14 protein-coding genes are annotated in these 18,507 nt (G+C 45.5%); 7 read left to right on the forward strand and 7 right to left on the reverse strand.

Annotated elements, in window-relative coordinates:
- Window positions 1-214 precede the first annotated feature (214 nt).
- Window positions 215-634 (forward strand): hypothetical protein, encoded by a 420-nt coding sequence (locus HQK80_03315; GenBank protein ID MBF0221251.1) that lies wholly within the window; start codon window positions 215-217, stop codon window positions 632-634.
- A 36-nt stretch (window positions 635-670) separates the two neighbouring features.
- On the forward strand, window positions 671-1,063 hold the full coding sequence (locus tag HQK80_03320; protein MBF0221252.1) for a thioredoxin domain-containing protein: 393 nt from the start codon (window positions 671-673) through the stop codon (window positions 1,061-1,063).
- Window positions 1,064-1,137: 74 nt separating this feature from the next.
- Here HQK80_03320 and HQK80_03325 read toward each other — a convergent pair whose 3' ends face one another.
- Window positions 1,138-2,208: an AI-2E family transporter gene (locus HQK80_03325; protein MBF0221253.1), complete on the reverse strand. Its 1,071-nt coding sequence runs from the start codon at window positions 2,206-2,208 to the stop codon at window positions 1,138-1,140.
- A 225-nt stretch (window positions 2,209-2,433) separates the two neighbouring features.
- Here HQK80_03325 and HQK80_03330 point away from each other — a divergent pair, with 225 nt between their 5' ends.
- The 3 genes from HQK80_03330 to groL all read left to right on the forward strand — a co-directional run bounded on the left by HQK80_03330 (window position 2,434) and on the right by groL (window position 5,899).
- Complete coding sequence (locus HQK80_03330; GenBank protein ID MBF0221254.1) at window positions 2,434-3,501, forward strand: branched-chain amino acid aminotransferase; 1,068 nt, start codon at window positions 2,434-2,436, stop codon at window positions 3,499-3,501.
- 404 nt (window positions 3,502-3,905) lie between these two features.
- Entirely contained in the window at window positions 3,906-4,193 is a 288-nt protein-coding gene (gene groES / locus HQK80_03335; GenBank protein ID MBF0221255.1) for a co-chaperone GroES, read from the forward strand.
- 38 nt (window positions 4,194-4,231) lie between these two features.
- Window positions 4,232-5,899: a chaperonin GroEL gene (gene groL / locus HQK80_03340; protein MBF0221256.1), complete on the forward strand. Its 1,668-nt coding sequence runs from the start codon at window positions 4,232-4,234 to the stop codon at window positions 5,897-5,899.
- Between the two features lie 161 nt (window positions 5,900-6,060).
- Here the strand turns inward: groL and HQK80_03345 are convergent, their stop codons facing one another.
- Window positions 6,061-6,525 (reverse strand): nucleoside deaminase, encoded by a 465-nt coding sequence (locus HQK80_03345; GenBank protein MBF0221257.1) that lies wholly within the window; start codon window positions 6,523-6,525, stop codon window positions 6,061-6,063.
- 263 nt (window positions 6,526-6,788) lie between these two features.
- On the opposite strand from HQK80_03345, the gene plsY reads away from it, so the two are divergent.
- Window positions 6,789-7,385: a glycerol-3-phosphate 1-O-acyltransferase PlsY gene (gene plsY / locus HQK80_03350; protein ID MBF0221258.1), complete on the forward strand. Its 597-nt coding sequence runs from the start codon at window positions 6,789-6,791 to the stop codon at window positions 7,383-7,385.
- 133 nt (window positions 7,386-7,518) lie between these two features.
- On the opposite strand, the gene HQK80_03355 is transcribed toward plsY, so the two are convergent.
- Entirely contained in the window at window positions 7,519-9,411 is a 1,893-nt protein-coding gene (locus HQK80_03355) for a SurA N-terminal domain-containing protein (GenBank protein MBF0221259.1), read from the reverse strand.
- Window positions 9,412-9,599: 188 nt separating this feature from the next.
- A complete protein-coding gene (polA, locus tag HQK80_03360; GenBank protein ID MBF0221260.1) occupies window positions 9,600-12,278 on the reverse strand; it encodes a DNA polymerase I in 2,679 nt (892 codons plus the stop codon).
- Window positions 12,279-12,766: 488 nt separating this feature from the next.
- Here polA and flgM point away from each other — a divergent pair, with 488 nt between their 5' ends.
- Window positions 12,767-13,072: a flagellar biosynthesis anti-sigma factor FlgM gene (flgM, locus tag HQK80_03365; protein MBF0221261.1), complete on the forward strand. Its 306-nt coding sequence runs from the start codon at window positions 12,767-12,769 to the stop codon at window positions 13,070-13,072.
- A gap of 193 nt (window positions 13,073-13,265) precedes the next feature.
- Here flgM and fliW read toward each other — a convergent pair whose 3' ends face one another.
- From fliW to HQK80_03380, 3 genes are all read right to left on the reverse strand, one after another.
- A complete protein-coding gene (gene fliW, locus HQK80_03370) occupies window positions 13,266-13,745 on the reverse strand; it encodes a flagellar assembly protein FliW (GenBank protein MBF0221262.1) in 480 nt (159 codons plus the stop codon).
- Between the two features lie 70 nt (window positions 13,746-13,815).
- On the reverse strand, window positions 13,816-14,049 hold the full coding sequence (csrA, locus tag HQK80_03375) for a carbon storage regulator CsrA (protein MBF0221263.1): 234 nt from the start codon (window positions 14,047-14,049) through the stop codon (window positions 13,816-13,818).
- 71 nt (window positions 14,050-14,120) lie between these two features.
- Window positions 14,121-18,506, reverse strand: coding sequence for a hypothetical protein (locus HQK80_03380; protein ID MBF0221264.1), 4,386 nt, complete (start codon window positions 18,504-18,506; stop codon window positions 14,121-14,123).
- Window position 18,507: the final 1 nt, after the last annotated feature.

An 18,507-nucleotide genomic window follows, 5' to 3' on the forward strand; every position in this document is an offset into this window, starting at 1 on the left:
ACTGCAGCAGGGACAGGGGCTATTTCTGCCGATTTTGTCCGGAGTTTTGTCTAGCGCCTTGAGGTCACCTGAAATGTAGAGCCACTGGCCATTTTCTTTCACAAAGCTGACCTCATGAAGAGTAACAACGTTGTGTTTAGATTGCCCAACAGCTATGATGTGGCAGACATGGATGTGGTACTTAATAGTTATTAACAACAAAAAGGAGATACTTATGACATTTTTTAAAAAGAGGGCGGTTTTGCTGGTTCCGGCATTGCTGGTGATTGCTTTGGCTTCCCCCTGTCAGGCTGCGGTGGAAACTGAAACGGTTAGCACGTACAAGGGGAAAGGCGGGGCCTTAGACACAGCCGTGTCAGGTGATGGGAAGTTCTTTTATGTGTTGGCGCCAAACGGGACTATTGAAATTTTTCCGACAGACGGTGGCCCCAAGGAGGAAGTCAAATTTGACGGGAAAGCTGATAAAGTGGCGGTCTCTGAAAGTGGTGATATACTTTTTTTGACTGATTCCGCCTCTGGAACTACCCGTTTGATGTCGGTAGAGTATGTTCAATCTTTTGATCTGGCAGGGGCACCATACAAGGGTCCTGAAAATGCCCCGGTGTCTTTGGTGATCTTCAGTGATTTCCAATGACCGTACTGCGCAAAGGTTCTACCTTTACTTGAGCAGGTGCTCAAGCTTTACCCGAATGATGTGAAACTGGTCTTTAAAAATTTTCCACTGCGGAGTCATCAGTTTGCTGAAGCGGCTGGCCTAGCTGCATTAGCGGCTGGCAAGCAAGGGAAATTCTGGCAAATGCATGACGCGATTTTTGAAAATTATAACAAGCTGAATAATGAGAAGATTACTGAGCTTGCGCAGCAAATTGGTCTCGATATGGTAAAATTTGAAGCCGACAGCAATGATACGCAGTTGAAAAAACAGGTTCAGCTTGACCTTCAGAGTGGTTATGCTGCTGGAGTAAGAGGAACCCCAACTCTTTTCGTGAACGGAAGAAGAGTTAAGCAACGAAGTGTGGAAGGTTTGAGGCAAATGGTCGATAAGGAGTTGGCTAATCGTTAACGGCCTGTTACCGTACGCAACCGTAAAACAACAACACCCCGGAAGGTTCGTCCTTTTGGGGTGTTGTTGTTTTATTAGGTCTCAATTGCAAGTGGCGAGTAATTTTTTCTGTAGATATCTGCCAGAGTCAGAAAGGCTGTAATGATGTGAGGGCCGTAAATGATTCCCAGCACACCAAAGACGCTCAAGCCGCCAATGATAGACAGGAAAACAATTAAGGTGTGCATTTTGACCTGACTGCCGACAAGTTTGGGCTTTAGCAGGTACTCGATGCTCATGGAGAGTATAAAGTAAAAAACAAGTAGAAAAACAGCTTGGCCAATCTGCCCTTTCAAGAAAAAAATTATCGCCGTCGGGATCAGGACTACGCCAATTCCGACAATTGGTAAAAAGGCCATGATCCCCATGATGCCGCCCCACATGACGGGTGAACCGATTTGCAGGTAGGCAAAGACTATTCCGCCAAGGACACCTTGGATCAACCCGCAAACACCGTTACCGACGAGGATTGCCTGGGCAATTTTCTGAAATTTACTGATCAGTTGTTCTTCCTGGTTATCGGGAAGAGGTGAAAGCTGTAGGATAAAGTCAACCAGTTTGTCGTAATCGATCAAAAGAAAAAATATGATGAGTATCATCAACGAAAAATCGACGATAAAATTAATAATATTGGCGGCCCAGGAACTGGCCTGATTGTAAAGGAACAGGGCCACTGTGCGGGAATATTCTGCGAGATTTTGACTGATGTCGTCGGCGGTGAAAGTTATTCCTAAGCTATGAAGGTGCTCCTGGGCCGAAATGAACAGAGTGTTGCTCTGGGTAAGTTCTTTTAATTTAAGGGTGAAATTTATCTCTTTCATGTATTGGAATTGAGCAAAGGCCTCGTTGGATAATGAGATGACAAAAAACGTAAGGGGTATGAATACCAGTAGGACAATGAGAAAGCAGGTGAGAAGCGAAGCAAAAGTGCTGGATGTGTAGCGATTTATATAACGGTAAATGGGGCGGAAGGTATTGACCAACAGAAAAGATAGAATAAATGTTGAGATGAAAGGCCAGAACAGTCTGCCAACAAGCAGTATGGCTATTGTGAAAAGAAGGAGGAAATATTTAAGCGCATGTTTGCTTACTGAATTGTGTGCCATATTTTGTCCTCTAACATGGTGTAATATAAAGTTTTTTTGTTTGGTTAAGGAAACTTTCTGATACTACTAATAGTCTTGTTTGGGGACAAAATTCAATCAAATTCAGGAAAGTTATTAATTTTAATTGGTTCATGACAATAAACTATGGTAGTTTCGGACAAATTTTTATTGATGTGATTTGTAAATTGCCCCGGATTTTTCTTCTCGTGGCGTAAGGAGCCAAAAATGGATTTACACATTGAAAAAGCTCAGCAGGCTGAGCTGAAAACCAAGCCGGACGAATCTGCTCTCGGCTTTGGTCGGTATTTTACCGACCATATGTTTACGATGAAATACCGACAAGGGAAAGGTTGGTATGATGCCAAAATTACCAGGTACAAGGAGTTCTCAATGGATCCTTCGGCCATGGTTCTTCATTATGGGCAGGCGATATTTGAAGGATTGAAGGCATATCGGGGTAAGGATGGAGAGATATCGTTGTTTAGGCCAAAAGATAATCTACAGCGGATGAATGTTTCAGCTGAACGGATGTGCATGGCGACAATTAACGTCGATGATGTTCTACACGCCTTGAAAGAGCTCATTCGTATTGACGCAGATTGGGTGCCAAAAACAATGGGATCAACATTATACATCCGCCCGACAATGATTGCGTCAGAGCCAGGCTTGGGTGTTAAACCAGCCAAAGAATATTTGTTCTTTATCATCTTAAGCCCGGTCGGGGCCTACTACCCGGAAGGATTTAATCCGGTGAAGATTTATGTGTCGGATAAATACGTTCGGGCTGTTCCTGGTGGGGTGGGGCATGTTAAGACAGCTGGGAACTACGCTGCAAGTATTATGGCTGCTGTGGAGGCCCAAGAGGAAGGTTTTACTCAGGTGTTATGGCTCGATGCCATTGAACGACGCTATATTGAAGAAGTTGGGACCATGAATATCTTCTTCAAGATTGACGGCAAACTTATCACCCCGCCACTGTCAGGCAGTATTCTGCCTGGCATAACCCGAGACTCGGTATTGACCCTGGCGCGAGAATGGGGGGTTGAAGTCGAGGAGCGGCCAATTGCCATTGATGAAGTTATCGAGGCAAATAGCTCCGGTCATCTGGAAGAGGTATTCGGATCGGGTACAGCCGCTGTTGTTTCTCCGGTTGGTTCTCTTTATTACAAGGGGCAGACCATTACTATAAATGGTGCAAAAACAGGGGAACTCTCTCAGCGCTTTTTTGATGTGCTACAGGATATTCAATATGGCAATGTTGAAGATCGCAATGGCTGGGTTGTCGCATTATAGCCAGTTCGCGCCTGGCAGAACTCTTTTCGCTGTTTTCGTGCAATAAAGTGTGTCGTTGCGCAAGAAGTAGGGAAATAGTTTTAGAATTTCAGGATTAGCTCCGTACCAAAATTGTCTGAAGCCGGTGTGGTGTGCTTGTGATCAGAGCACCATGCCGGCCTTTTCTCCTCTCTGTTTATCGGTGTTTCTGGGCACTCCCCCTTTCTTTATCGAAGCTGAAAATATTTTTTTTGGTTCACTTGATTTTTGAAAAATCGTCACTATAGTTTCGCCCATCCTTTCATATGGATCTGTTTTTTGAGGGGCTATACTAACTTAAACCTGCGGTGCAACTTTTCTTTTTTTGGTGTCACTCGTCGGGAAAAAAGTGTTAATTTAATCAAGAATTATTATGGAGGTAGTAAATGAAGATTCGTCCTTTGAATGACCGTATCTTGGTACAAAGACTCGAGAAGGAAGCGAAAACAGCTGGTGGAATTATTATTCCTGACAGTGCAAAGGAAAAGCCGGCAGAAGGCAAAATTATTGCTGTTGGTCAGGGCAAGCTTGATGACAACGGTAAACGTGTGAAAATGGAAGTTAAAGTTGGTGACAAAGTGCTTTTTAGCAAGTACGGCGGAACCGATGTTAAGTTGGACGGTGTGGACTATCTCATCATGAGAGAAGACGATATCCTCGGAATTGTAGAATAAAACATTAAATACGACTTTATAGTTTAGGAGAAATAACGATGGCAAAAGAAATTAGATACGGCGTAAAGGCAAGAGAATCCCTGCTGGTAGGTGTTAATGCCCTTGCAAATGCAGTAAAAGTTACATTGGGGCCAAAAGGACGTAATGTTCTCCTCGATAAATCTTTTGGTGCACCAACCATGACTAAAGATGGTGTGAGTGTTGCTAAAGAGATTGAACTTGAAGATAAGTTCGAAAATATGGGCGCCCAGATGGTTAAAGAAGTTGCTTCCAAGACCAGTGACGTTGCTGGTGACGGTACAACTACTGCTACTCTTCTGGCTCAGGCTATTTTCCGTGAAGGAACAAAACTTGTAGCTGCCGGCAACAACCCGATGGAAATTAAACGCGGTATTGACGCCAGTGTTGAGGCTGTAGTGGCTGAGCTGCGCAAAATTGCTAAACCAACCAAAGAGCAGAAAGAGATTGCTCAGGTTGGTACTATATCCGCAAACAATGATTCTACCATTGGTAACATCATTGCAGAAGCAATGGATAAAGTTGGTAAAGAGGGTGTTATTACCGTTGAAGAAGCAAAAAGCATGGAGACCTCTCTTGATGTTGTTGAGGGTATGCAGTTTGACCGTGGTTACCTTTCACCTTACTTTGTAACTGATGCTGAGAAAATGGAAGTTAATATGGAAGATCCTCTCATCCTTATTAACGAGAAAAAAATCAGCAGCATGAAAGATCTGCTCCCTATCCTTGAGCAGGTTGCTAAAATGGGCAAACCGCTTTGCATTATCGCCGAAGATGTTGATGGCGAGGCACTTGCTACTTTAGTTGTAAATAAACTTCGCGGTACGCTTAATATTGTTGCTGTTAAAGCGCCAGGTTTTGGTGACAGACGAAAAGCAATGCTTGAAGATATCGCTGTTCTTACCGGTGGGCAGGTTATCACCGAAGATCTTGGTATTAAGCTCGAGAATATTACCGTTGCCGATCTCGGTACCTGTAAACGAGTTGTTATCGATAAAGACAACACAACCATCGTTGATGGTGCAGGCGACAAGAAAGCTCTTGCTGCACGCGTTAAACAGATTCGTTCGCAGACTGAGGCCTCTACATCCGATTACGATAAAGAGAAGCTTCAGGAGCGTCTTGCAAAACTGATTGGTGGTGTTGCTGTAATTAATGTTGGAGCGGCAACTGAAATTGAAATGAAAGAGAAGAAAGCTCGTGTTGAAGATGCCTTAAACGCAACACGCGCAGCTGTTGAGGAAGGAATTGTTCCTGGCGGCGGCGTTGCTTACCTTCGCTGCATAGCTGCAGTTGAAAAACTTAAACTGAGCCACGAGCAGGAGTTCGGTAAAAAGATCATTATCCGTGCCCTTGAAGAGCCGGTTCGACAGATCGCGGCCAATGCAGGTTGTGAGGGCTCAGTTGTTGTTGAGCATGTTAAAGGTCTCAAAGGCGCTATGGGTTTCAATGCCTTTACTGAAACATATGAAGACCTTATTGAAGCAGGTGTAATTGATCCAGCTAAGGTAACACGTTTTGCACTGCAGAATGCGGCAAGCGTTGCTGGTCTGCTGTTGACTACTGAGTGTATGATTGCTGAAAAACCTGAAGATAAGAGCAGTGGCGGTGGTATGGGCGGCATGCCAGGCGGTATGGGCGGCATGGGCGGAATGGGTGGAATGGGTGGCATGGGCGGCATGATGTAACTAGCCCCACCCTTTTAGTTCTGCTTTGTGTTTGTTTAAAGGCAGGTGTCAATAGATGGTATCAGACGATACGTATCCATTGATGCCTGCCTTTTTTGTTTCACATGCCTGATGCATTTCAACTTCATTAATGAACTTAAGCCTGCCCATTGAGCAATAAATCAATAGGGGATCTTGTCTTCAAACTCCTCCCATGATTTGAAAACCTTAAGTGCCTCAGAGCGCATTAACTGTTTAAGGGGGATGGATCGTTGCTTTGATTCTTTGTTTAGCTCTTCGTAGATAAAGTCGTCTGCAAAACCAATGTCTGCAGCATCTTTTCGGGTCGCTGCATAATAGACACCTTTGATTTCAGACCAATAGATAGCAGCAAGGCACATTGGGCAGGGCTCACAGTTGACATAGATCGTGCAGCCGTCTAATGAAAAATTGTTCAGTGACGAGCAAGCGTTTCTGATTGCAACGATTTCTGCATGAGCCGTTGGGTCATTCGACGATGTGACCATATTGCAACCATGGGCAATTATTGTGTTGTTTTTTACGATAACTGCGCCAAAAGGGCCACCAAGCCCATGTTGAATGTTTTCCTCTGCAAGTTGGATCGCTTTTTTCATAAATTCGTTCATTTGCCGTTAATTCCTCCTCACCTGATCTCTGGGAATGTGAACAATAATTGGCCATATTTCATAGTGGGTGCTATATTGCGGGAGTTCTAAGGGATTCAACATATAATTACAGCATATGGCCGTGATTTCCTATAAACAATAATCAACCGACGAGCATTTGGAGTGCTTTTTGATTTTGCTGCGGCTCTTGGGGGTCATGATTTCTTAAGTTTGCAAGATCAAAGTGGCCAGAATCAGTAGTGGGCTTTAATCAGGGGAGGAGAATGGAATATTTATTGATAGTATTTGGCTATCTGGTGGGATCAATACCTTTTGGGTTAGTGCTTGGCAAGATGGCTGGCATAGATGTCCGTACATCTGGGAGCGGGAATATTGGAGCAACTAATGTTAGCCGCTTACTGGGTAAAAAAATGGGGGTTGTTACTCTGCTGGCTGATGCAGGAAAGGCTGTTCTTCCTATGTTGGTCGCAAGCTGGGTTCTGTCTGATTCGTCCCATCTGTATGTATATGCAACCGGTGGTGCGGCATTTCTAGGGCACCTTTATCCTGTTTATTTAAAGTTTAAAGGAGGGAAGGGTGTTGCAACTGCTTTAGGAATATTTATTTATATACAGCCGATCGCAATTGTTTTTTGTTTAGCTTTGTTTGTTGGTACCGTCAAAATGACGGGCTATGTTTCATTAGGGTCATTGCTGGCATCAGCACTTATGCCGATTCTGGTTTGTGCTTTGGATGGTATCACACCGGCGTTTTATCTTGCACTTTTTGTCGCAATTTTTATTTGGATTAAACATCATGAAAATATCAGACGCCTGTTGAACCACGAAGAGAATAGTTTTAAGGTGAAGGGTAAAGGGTAAAGGGTAAAGGGTGAAGGGTGAAGGGTGAAGGGTGAAGGGTGATGGGTGGAAGTTTGACACCCACCCCATTAACCAACCAGTCAACTAATCAACCAATTAACTAACCAACCAACCAATTAACCAGTCAACCAACCTAGAGCAACTGTTCGTTTGTCGTTATTTTTGAGTCCTGTCTTAAATGCTCCAGCCACGCAGCCAACAGATCGTTGTTTCTTTCCCTGACAAACTTTTCATTCAGCTCATTTTTTTTCTCTTCGAAAAGAGTTTCATCCGGGTCTTGCCGGTCGTTAAAAGCAATTATATAGAAAGTACTGTCGGCAGTTGAAATCTCTTCGGGATATTTATTTGTTTCTGAAAGAGTGAAGATGTTTTGGACAATCTGGGCAGGCAACGTTGCTGCTGAAAAGTCATTTTTAGAGATGAATGGAGTGGTTTTTAGTTCGGCACTTATCTTTTGTGCCTCAGCGGCAAAATCACTACTGGCTTTTAGCGAATTAAGCAAGGACTCGGCTGCAATCTTCGCGAGATTATTTGCCTCAGAGGCGATGTAATCTTTTTCAACCTTTTCTTTGACACTGGCAAGATCCTGCTGCTCCGGGGGTAGAGTTTCTACCACAAAGACGATGGCATAGCCCTGTGAGGTCTCAATGATTGAACTCAGCTCACCTTGTTTCAGGGTGAATCCTGCGTTAACAATTTCAGGTAGAGTCACGAGTGGTTCCGGGGGGTCTAGCTGGCTGAAAAACTCGGTTGTGGTAAGAGGCAGGGTAATGCCTTGTTCTTTCGAGTTGTCGACGAATTTTGCCAGGCTTCCGGATAAAATAATTTTTTCATAGGCAGAGTTTGCCAGCTCAAATGAACTGGTTTTTTTAGATTCCTGCTGAATCTTCGCGATGATCTGGTCGCGAACTTCTTCAAGTGGCTTAATGCGGGCCGGCTCGATCTTTTCCAGTTTGATAATGTGGTAACCAAATTGGGTCTCAACAATGTCGCTTACCGCGCCTTCCTCCATGCTGAATGCGGCATCTGCAAAAGGTTTAACCATCTGTTCCCGCTGAAAAAAACCTAAATCGCCGCCTCGTGAAGCAGAACCGTCGGCCGAAAACTCCTTGGCCATTTCGGCAAAATCTGCTCCCGAGCGAATCCTTGCCAGGACATTCTCGGCCTGAGCTTTTTGAACGGCATTTGTTTCAGCCACGTCACCGATTCTGAAAAGAATGTGTCGTGCGCTACGTTTTTCCGGCAAAGCATATTGGTTGATAGTGTTCTGATACATCTGCCCAATAGCACTGTCTGTTGGGAGAGTGTCTGTGTCTGCAAACGAGAATAGAAGGTAGTTTAATTTTGTTTTTGGTTCGGACTGGTAATTGAGTTTGTTTTCTTCAAAATAACTGTTGAGCTTTTCGTCGGTCACCTCAACGTTGTCAGTGTATGCGTCAGCGGTTAACTCAACATAGTCGAATTTTGTTGTTTGGTAAGTGTTGATAAACTGATCGTGGATTGATGACTTTGACGGGACCGCAAATCTGCTTAAGTGATCGAGAACTTTAGCTGAGAGCAGATCGTAGCGAAGCTCTGTTTCAAATTTTGAAACAGACATGCGGGAACTGGCCAATACCTCTTCATACCATTTTGCATCGAAAAAGCCGTTGCTCTTAAAGGCTTCCATCTCCTGGATAGTATTTCTGAGTTCCTGATCACTTACATAGAGGCCGGCTTCCAGAGCACCCTGGCGTAAAAGAGCGCCTTGAACCAGCTTGTTTAATACCTGCTGCTTGATGTTTATGGAGTCAAGTAAACCGGTGGGAATTGCTCCGCCAAATTGATCGCGAAGCGTGTTTACTGTTTGATCATACTCTCTTTGGTAATCCTGAAATGAGATGCCTTCGTCATTAACAGTTGCGACGCTGTTTTGGACATTACCAGTATTTGATCCGACACCAAAGAAAATAAACACCAGTATGATAATAACGATTGTTGCCTGTAAATAAGGCGATTGAGCCTTTCTTCGTAAGAGATCCAACATGATAAAATCCTTTGAGGTCTAACGCCCTGTAGCCGGCATGGTACAGGCGACGCCATTAAAAAAAACGAGAGGTTTAGTTAGTAACAAAATCAAGCTATCCTACGATTTTTGTAGGATAGAGTCAATAAAATTTACTGAAATCGGGCTGAGGAACTTACCCTCGTTTTTAACGATTTCCACTTCACAGGTCAGCTTTTGGCAAGGTTTTCACCCACACTCACATTGACCAGCAGGGGTACAGAGAGATCAAGCACGGATTCCATCACATTTTTTATAAGTGTAGCGGTTTTTTCAAGCTCATTGTCTGGCACTTCGAGAACGAGTTCGTCGTGGATTTGCAATAGGACATTTGCCTGGAGGTTGTGTTGTTTGAGCTGCTGGTCAACATTGATACTTGCCAGTTTAATGATATCTGCTGCCGTGCCCTGAATTGGGCTGTTTAGAGCAGTTCGTTCGGCAAATTCACGGCGAGTTTTGTTGGGTGAGTTAATGTCCGGTAGGTTGCGCCTTCGGCCAAGCAAGGTTGTCACATAGCCGGTTTCTTTTGCCTGTTCGACGATGGAACTCATGAAGTTTTTGACACCCCGGTAGTGATCGAAATATCGATCAATAAAGGTTTTAGCGTCTTTTCGACTGATATTGAGTTGAGCCGATAAGCCAAAGGCACTCATGCCGTAAACAATGCCAAAATTTATACTTTTTGCAACCCGGCGCATTTGATTTGTGACAAATTGCGGCATAATTTGAAATATTTCAGAAGCAGTTTGCTGATGAATGTCTTCACCAGTGCAAAAGGCCTTAATAAGGGCAGGATCCTGTGAGTAATGGGCCAGAACGCGTAAGTCGATTTGAGAGTAATCTGCAGCAATAAATTTGAAGCCGGCTGCGGGAATGAAGGCGGCTCTGATCTGTTGGCCCTCATTGCTGCGAATGGGGATATTCTGGAGATTGGGATTGCTGCTGCTAAGCCTGCCAGTTGCAGTTACTGCCTGGTTAAATGAGGTGTGCAGCCTGCCGGTTTTGGGGTGAACGAGAGCTGGGAGTTTGTCCACGTAGGTAGTTTTAAGCTTTGTAAGGGTGCGATGTTCGATAAGCAGCCTTGGTAGTTCGTGCATTGAGGAAAGTTTCTCAAGGACGTTCATGTCAGTCGAATACCCTGTTTTTGTTTTGCGGCCATGAGGAAGTTTTAGCTTCTCAAATAAGATTTCAGCGAGTTGTTTTGGCGAGCTGATGTTGAACTCCATGCCGGCCAGAGAAAAGATTTTTTTATTAAGTACTTCAATCAGTTCATGGAATTTATCGGAAAGGGTATTGAGCAGATCACAGTTCAGGCAGACCCCATGGAGTTCCATGTTAGCAAGCACCGGAATGAGTGGAGTTTCAACCTGGCTGAAGACTGGCCAGAGCCCAAGGGCGTCGAGCTCGGGTTCAAATTGTTCCCAAAGATGTTTTGTCGCATAAACATCCTCACAGGAGTAATTTGCGCCATCTTCAAGTGAGACAAAGCGAAAGGCATCTGCATTTTTATTGGCTTTTGTGACCTCGGCAAATGAGGTTAGTTTTACGTCGAGAAGTTCAGCGCTTAGATCGTCAAGTTTGTATGATGTTCTGGATGGGTCGATGAGGTATGCGGCAAGCATTGTGTCCCAGAGAGGGCCCTGCATGGTAACCCCATTTTGTTTGAGGACGGCATAGTCATACTTTATATTGTGACCAAGTTTCGGGAGCCTGGGATTTGTGAAAAATTTTGAAAATAGTTTGTTGATAACCTCAAGAGAGAACTGGCCGGAGCATTGGTTGCCTTCGAGATCTTGATGGGAAAGAGGGATGTAGTAAAAATCGTCCTCCGGCCCGGCTATTGAGATACCCACCAGCTCTGCTGTCAAGGTGTCAAGGGAGGTTGTTTCGGTGTCGATCGTGAGGTACGGAATGCCCTTTAAACGCTCTGCCAGTTTTTCAAGATCTTCTGCACTTGTAATCAAATGAAATGCGGCTGTATCAAGAGATTGGCACTGTTTAGTTTCTTTGAGCAGGCGGCTGAAGTCAAGGTACGTATATAGTTCAGTTAACTTTGCATTGTCAGGAATTTGTACTTTGTAATCAGCTAGTTGCTGAGGAACATCGACATCGGTTTTAAGTTCAATAAGGGCTTTGGATATAAAGGCATTCTCCCGGTTATTTTGAAGATTTTCCAGAAGTTTGAGGCGTTTTACTGAGTTCAGGTTATCATAAAGATTTTCTATCGTGCCAAATTGTTCGATAAGTTGCCCGGCAGTTTTAGGGCCGATACCTGGAACTCCTGGAATATTGTCAGATTTGTCACCCATGAGGGCAAAAAGGTCTAACAGCTTGTCTGGGGCGACTGTATATTTTTTTTCAACGGCGGCTGGATCCATTACCCGATCAAGCATCGGCTCCCAAACGGTTATCTGTTTGGAAACAAGTTGTAATAAGTCTTTGTCGCCCGACACAATGATTACCTGGTGGCCCTGATTAGCAAAGGTCGTAGCGACAGATGCGAGGGTGTCGTCAGCCTCGACCCCTGGTTTTTCGAGGGTTAGGATGTTATGGGCTTTAACTAAATCTCTAATGTAGGGCAGTTGCACGACCAGATCTTCCGGCATCGGGGGGCGATTCGCCTTGTATTCCGGGTATTGTTGATGTCGAAAGTTGGGTCCTTTGGCATCAAAGGCAATGGCAATATATTGGGGCTCTTTTTCTCGGATGACCCTCAGCAGGATATTGATAAAGCCATAAATGGCATTGGTCGGTAGACCTTCTTTATTGGATAGAGGGGCAATGGCATGGAACGCTCTGTAGATATAGGCGTTTCCGTCAATTATGTAGATTGGCGAATTTGAAGTCATAGAAGTTATCTGTAGGATGTTGCAATAGAGGTTATAGCCTGCTTGTGGGTTGGCGGATTTTGCTGTCTTTTGGCGTCAACCTGCTAAATTAGATTACCCTTTTTGGCACAGAACTCTCTGGAAGGCAACAGTTTTGTTCATTTGCGGATCAAGAGAAAATAAGGAATATCAGAAATGATGAAATTTGGTAAATGTTCGGCTTGAGCCTAGAAAATAACAAAATACCCGAATGGTTCGAAATTTGTTTTAAGGTTTCACCTATTCTTCCGATTTAAAAGTATCGGAACTTTTATTCTGGTAGTTGTGGGCAGCCTGCTCCTTGAAATACCGGTCAGCAAAAAATATTTTTTTTGTTAAAGTTTGTTTTTTTTAAACCGATATGATATTCAGAAGAAGTAGTACAGTTAGCATTAATGTGTTGTTGGGCTAGCGGAATAGCCATTATGGTTAGTTAACAAGGATTGTTAAAACACACTCAGGGGGCCGGTATGAAGATAAGTAATCTTGTGCCGCAAATTAAAACCGACAATAAGGTTCATAAGGCAAAAGCCAGTTCGACGGCGGAGCTGTCATCTACTCAGACTGCATCTACCGATCGAGTTCAGTTATCATCAAGTTCAGTTGATGTGCAAAAAATGAAAAGTATTATTCAGGAAACACCATCAGTCAGGATGGACAGGGTTCAGGCCCTCAAGGAACAGATTGAACGTGGTGAATACCAAGTCGATCCGTACCGGGTTGCTGATAAAATGCTTATGAATTTATTGTCTGAGAGTGGGCTAGCTGACGAGTAAAGTTCCTGCGTGTGAAGTTGTTGTAGTCCGTTGCTCTTATTTTCTCCTGATCGCATTAAATCCTCAGATATACGTAACTCCCCTCTCCTTTTTTTTCCACCCCCCTATTTCTACTATGTCACATTTCGAATTTTCGTCATCCCGGCATGTCGTTAGCCGGGATCCAGTTTCTTCTACAATGGTTGCGAGCGGCTTAATCGTTTTCTTGTAAGATCGGCCAACATGGCGAGTAAAGGGTGGGGTCAAGCAGGATCTGTTTGGCGAGGCATTTGGCAGCGTTTAAGGCAACCGGGCCTAACAGATTTGCGGTCATTTTTTGAGGGTTGCCCTGCGGAATTGTAATGATGAGTAAAAGTCCGATCTCAGCGGGGCTACTGGCTTGTAGTTCGACACACACAGAATGGGGAATGGGTGGATTGTACTGAGGGGTGATAATTGCCGGTTGCAGAACCACAAAGGCTAGATTCGGGTTGTCAACCGCCTGTAGCCACCAGAAGGCCGACTCATCGCTATGAGGTACCAGTACAAATCGTTTTTCATTGGCGAAACCAAGAAAGGGGCTGGTGAGGGAGATAATTTTTTCGGTGTTGATTTCAATCTCCCCAAATCGGCTGGTGCGGATAAGCGATTTCGGAGTTTGATCTGATTCTGTATTGGTTGGGATGCTTGTCATGTTGTATTCCAGGTTATGTAAAGAAGTTGGGTGCCTGCAGTATCACAGGTGCGACCCATTTCTGCTGGTTTTATTTTTTCGATTTTAATAAATCTGAGAGGTTGTTAAGGTCATGAGGTGCCTCTTTAGCAGCTTTTCGGTTTTCTTCAAGAATTCTTAAAAAGACTTCTTCCCTGTGCACAGCCACATCGTTTGGCGCCTCAACCCCTATCTTGACCTGGCCCCCCTTTATTTCTAGGAGCCGTACCTTTATATCGTCGCCAATTGCAATGGCTTCACCAATTTTTCTGGTGAGGATTAGCATAATGTGCCCTCCCTGGCTGCCTGTCTTACGTTCGAGGAAAGTGAAACTGTCGGTTGACTATACCTCTCGCCTTATAAGAAATCAACCAGGCTTAACTGCATGGTCTTTGCTGCCGCAGAAAGGGCTGCCTGATAGGAAACTTCTTTTGCTTTAAGATCCATGACGGCTTTGATCATATCAGTGTCCTGGACGATGGAAAGGTTTTCTTTGGTGGAGATCAGCATGTTGGCATAGATGTTTGATTGTATCTGGATACGGTTTGATCTGGCGCCAAAGTCGGAAATCTGCTCGGTCAGGTTCTCAATGAGGGCATCAATCGTGTTCAGCGACTCACTAATGGCCTGAGTTACAATGAATTCACTGCTCACTCCCGTTGCATTCAAGAAGTTGCTGCTGTCAAATCCTAGATCAATTGTGTAGCGCGATGGGTTCTCGGACTCAATCTTGAGGTGTCCGTCAGAGCCCCAAGCGGCAGAGATATGTGCCATACCATCAATTTTGCGGGCTATAGTTTCAAGTGTGTCGGTTGAGGTGTTGACATCTACTGTTAACGCCGATGTGCGGGCGGGATAATAATCATGGTCTGTGACAGTGACCGTGAAACGGCCGTCAGTGAACAGATTCTCATCGGGAAGCAAACCTTCCGGCTCAAGCCCTGTACTTCTGCTGTTCAGCAATTGGCTGGTATCTGTGGCCTGGTGGAAACTTGTGACGGTGGTAAAGTTTTTATTGTTGAGAAAATCTTCTAAACTTTTCAGTGTAGTGAAGACGGTGGTGGCTGCCATACCGTCTTCGCCGTTTTCCCCTACGACCATGGTGCTGGTCTTGCCAATTTTAATCTCCAGGCCGTTCTCCCGATCACCGTTATAGCGCACAGTGCCGATTTGATTGCGGATATTGAAGACATCAATTTTGCCGTCACCGGCAGTGTCGTCAGGTTCGCCGGTCACTGCGGCACCGCCGGACATGCCAATAGCTGCAAGGCCCACCTCATTCGGAGTTAGTGTCGTTGCTCCTAGTTCACTTTCGAGGGAAAATTTTCGATCAGAACTCAACTGCAAAGAACCAAAGAATACCTGGTCCAATGATCCACCATTAAGATGGGTGACGTTTTCTCCTAACCGGGAGGTCTGGATATGCATATTGCGTCCATCAAGTGCAGTAAGAACCATTTTCCCGTCGGCACCCCTGGTCGCCTGGATGCCGGTTTGAGCGGTTTTGGCATTAATTCCGTTCATCAAGGCCATGGTTGAGTCTTTGTCGGTGATAGCGGTAGGGATGCTGAAAATATCAACACCATTAATGGTCAGATCACCAGTGCTTAGATACTCGGGGGTGGCGCCATAGCTGACTGTGCCGGTTCCAGTTCTTTGTGAACCGTAGATGATACCATCTCCAGCAGTGTCATATAAACCACCGACCAAGCCGCCACCAAGACCGAAGACATCCAGTATAGCATCACTGCCAACGGTTGTTGGACTGGATAAATCAAAGGAGTTTGCGGAGGTTATTGTGATTTGTCCAGAGTTATTGGTGGCATTAGCTGCTTGGGAAAAATTAGTAAAGCCAAGATCGTTAGTGCTCGAATTAAGGGTGAAATTACTGACAACAATCGCTGAATCGTTGCCAATTGTTGTGTTTTTAAAGACAATTGAGTTGGCAGGGCCACCATTGGATCCGTCACCAACAAAGGCTGTAACCCCGCTTTGTGCTGCAACCAGATTGATTGCAGTGACAGCTTTGTCAGCGATACTGGTGCCAGTATCGCCTAATGAATAACTTACATTGACGAGTTCCCCATTGATAGTAAAGCTCATGCTTTCATCTGCTGTGGCTGGGCCAGCAATGGGGCCGAAGTTGGTCATGGTTGTTAAGTTTACTACTACATTAGGGTCAGCTGCCTCAATGACAGTTTTTGCACTGAAAGCTTGAGTCATGCGCACACCGTTTGTGGCGACGCCATTATCAGCAGGAATATCAGCAGTGGTGAATTTGCCGTTTACAGCTAGGTCCCCTGCCGTAATAAGGGTACCAGACATTGTTGCTTCCAAGACAGAACCTACTCCGACGCCGATAGCAGTTGCAGAGCTTAAACCAAGTTCGTTAATAATAATGTCAGCACCAGGGGAGGCGAGTAGTGGGCTGGTAATGGAAATTGGAGCATCAGACTCAAAGGATATTTGGCCGGTATTGTGGGTTGCGTCCGCTGAAGCGGCGGTTGTGCCAACAGCGAACCCAATAAGGGCGTCTTCTCCGGCATCAACGCCGCTTACCGTGATGCTGTTTTCGTTGCCCCGAATAATATTATTCAGGATGATGGAATTTGTTGCCCCGCCGTTTGTCCCATCTCCTAAAGTTGCTTCAACACCGGTCTGAGCACTAATGGCATTGATGGCGGAGATTGCACTCTGTGCTGAATCTTTGGCAGATATTCCCCCTGTCGAGAAAGATACCGTGTTGCCGTTAAGTGTAAATTCCACCGCAGTCGGGGTTCCGGTTGCAGCGACGCCACCCGCCAGCAGGGTGGTGAGGCGGGCCGCGACATTGGTGGTTGCGCTAATGGTATTTATCTGAGTAACAGCATTGTAGGCCTTCTCCATATTGAGGCCGTTGGTGATTGCACCTGCGTCAATCTGAGGAACCAAAGCGGTTCCATTTATAGCCAGGGTATTGGCAAGGATTTCGGTGTTGGTCACTGTGCCTGTGAGTCGGCTTAACTCAGTACCTGCTTCGACAGATGCGGGCGCGGTACGGTTGACAGGAATAATATTGGCGGTAACTCCAGTTTGATCAGTGATTGAATTGATGGCCGAGGCTTTTGCGGCTGCAGAAGCCTCGGCAAATATAGTGGATAACGAGTCAGTGCTGGTCGCCGGAACCGCGGTGCCGTTTATTTTCAGGTCACCTTCATTCAGTGGGTAGCCGTATGTGAGCTGGCCATCGGCGGCATCATCATAATTTCCAACACTGCCGCCGCCCAAGCCAATTAAGTCGAGAATAGTATCATCGGTTGCAGAGGTTGTTATTGAGATTATGGAGTCGGAAGCAAGGGAGACTTGTCCTGTATTGTTTCCGGCCCCAACAGAATAGGTGTCAAAGCCAGCGCCAACGGCAAGCCCGGATAATATATCTTCGGTTCCAACGGCTATATCTGTGAGCACGATAGCTGTCTCATCGCCCTCTTCGGTATTCTGAAGGATGACGGAGTTGGCTGGGCCGCCGTTGGTGCCAGTGCCCAGTAAGGCAGTAACACCGGTTAATGAACTGGCCTGGTTGATGGCCTCAACATGCTGCTGTGCCCTTGCGGCATCTGTCGCCACAGCCGTCAGGTTGTAGGCGAGGTTGACACCGTTGATGGAGAAATCCATACTTCCTGCTAACAGATCTGTGGGAGCAACTCCCGCCCCCTGAGTTGTGAGGGTGGCGGTAAAATATTCGGTTGGTTTGCTGAAGTTGGTAAAGCCGAGAGTGGCCCCGCCATTCAGTACTGTATTGAAGTTGGTCACCTCAATGGGAGTCGTATCGTCTGCTGTCACGTTTTGAAAAATTACTGAGTCTGTGGGGCCGCCGTTGGTGCCGGTAGCATTACCGATGAAAGCGGTGACTCCGGTATTGATTGATTCCGCGTTTATTGCTGCTATGGTTTTTGTTGCCACAGCGGTGGCAGTGTCAAGGGCCGCGGTGTTGACGGTAATTGCTACACCGTTAAGGTTAAATTGAAAAGTGCTGCCGGTGGTATCTGCGGTGGCAGTGCCTTCAGAGTAGAGACCGCTATTTACGTTTATTTGGGTCTTCAGGTTATTGGCGCCAATCATGTTGACTCCGTTTACATCTGCTCCAGTAGTCAGATCAACCTGGCCGATGTGTTGGCCGTTAATAAACAGATCATTATCGCCGAGATCTGCTGAGGCAGCAGCTGAGGCTATCGGAGAACTGGTAAGATATCTATCAAGGGGTGTTAGTGCACTACCGTTAATCCAATGGCCATTTCCCTGATCCAGTACAAACGGGGCAGGCTCGGTTTCGGTATAACCGCTGGTTCGGTAGCCGCCGAAGATGTACTTGCCGTTTATCTGGGTGTTGCCAAGTTGTATGGCTTGATCCAGCATATTTTTAATTTCTAGAGAAATTGCCTCCCGGTTGCTTGGAGTAAGGGCTGGGTCGGTTGCCTGAATGGCCAGGGTTTTGGCGCGGATAGCCATGTCTTTAATCTCTACTAAAGCTGCCTCTGAGGCATTCACCAGAGTCTCTCCATGCTTGATGTTTTCAGTAAACTGATCCATTTCAACGATTGTAGTCCTAAATCGCAGGGCGCTGACCAGATTAACAGGGTCATCAGATATTTTCGACATTTCAAGACCGGTGGAGATACGTTCATTGATCCTGTCCATGTCTCTGGAAATCTGGCCAAGATTGGTCTGAATCTTTGTGTATATGGTGTTTAACGTTACTCGCATG

It is taken from the genome of Desulfobulbaceae bacterium (assembly GCA_015231515.1).
Classification (GTDB): Bacteria; Desulfobacterota; Desulfobulbia; order Desulfobulbales; family VMSU01; genus JADGBM01.

Excerpts from the sequence above, each read along its gene's own strand:
- plsY (MBF0221258.1), top strand. The coding sequence starts at position 6,789 with ATGGAATATTTATTGATAGTATTTGGCTATCTGGTGGGATCAATACCT.
- groL (MBF0221256.1), top strand. The coding sequence starts at position 4,232 with ATGGCAAAAGAAATTAGATACGGCGTAAAGGCAAGAGAATCCCTGCTG.
- fliW (MBF0221262.1), bottom strand. The coding sequence starts at position 13,745 with ATGACAAGCATCCCAACCAATACAGAATCAGATCAAACTCCGAAATCG.
- HQK80_03355 (MBF0221259.1), bottom strand. The coding sequence starts at position 9,411 with ATGTTGGATCTCTTACGAAGAAAGGCTCAATCGCCTTATTTACAGGCA.
- HQK80_03325 (MBF0221253.1), bottom strand. The coding sequence starts at position 2,208 with ATGGCACACAATTCAGTAAGCAAACATGCGCTTAAATATTTCCTCCTT.
- csrA (MBF0221263.1), bottom strand. The coding sequence starts at position 14,049 with ATGCTAATCCTCACCAGAAAAATTGGTGAAGCCATTGCAATTGGCGAC.
- HQK80_03315 (MBF0221251.1), top strand. The coding sequence starts at position 215 with ATGACATTTTTTAAAAAGAGGGCGGTTTTGCTGGTTCCGGCATTGCTG.
- HQK80_03345 (MBF0221257.1), bottom strand. The coding sequence starts at position 6,525 with ATGAACGAATTTATGAAAAAAGCGATCCAACTTGCAGAGGAAAACATT.
- groES (MBF0221255.1), top strand. The coding sequence starts at position 3,906 with ATGAAGATTCGTCCTTTGAATGACCGTATCTTGGTACAAAGACTCGAG.
- flgM (MBF0221261.1), top strand. The coding sequence starts at position 12,767 with ATGAAGATAAGTAATCTTGTGCCGCAAATTAAAACCGACAATAAGGTT.
- polA (MBF0221260.1), bottom strand. The coding sequence starts at position 12,278 with ATGACTTCAAATTCGCCAATCTACATAATTGACGGAAACGCCTATATC.
- HQK80_03330 (MBF0221254.1), top strand. The coding sequence starts at position 2,434 with ATGGATTTACACATTGAAAAAGCTCAGCAGGCTGAGCTGAAAACCAAG.
- HQK80_03380 (MBF0221264.1), bottom strand. The coding sequence starts at position 18,506 with ATGCGAGTAACGTTAAACACCATATACACAAAGATTCAGACCAATCTT.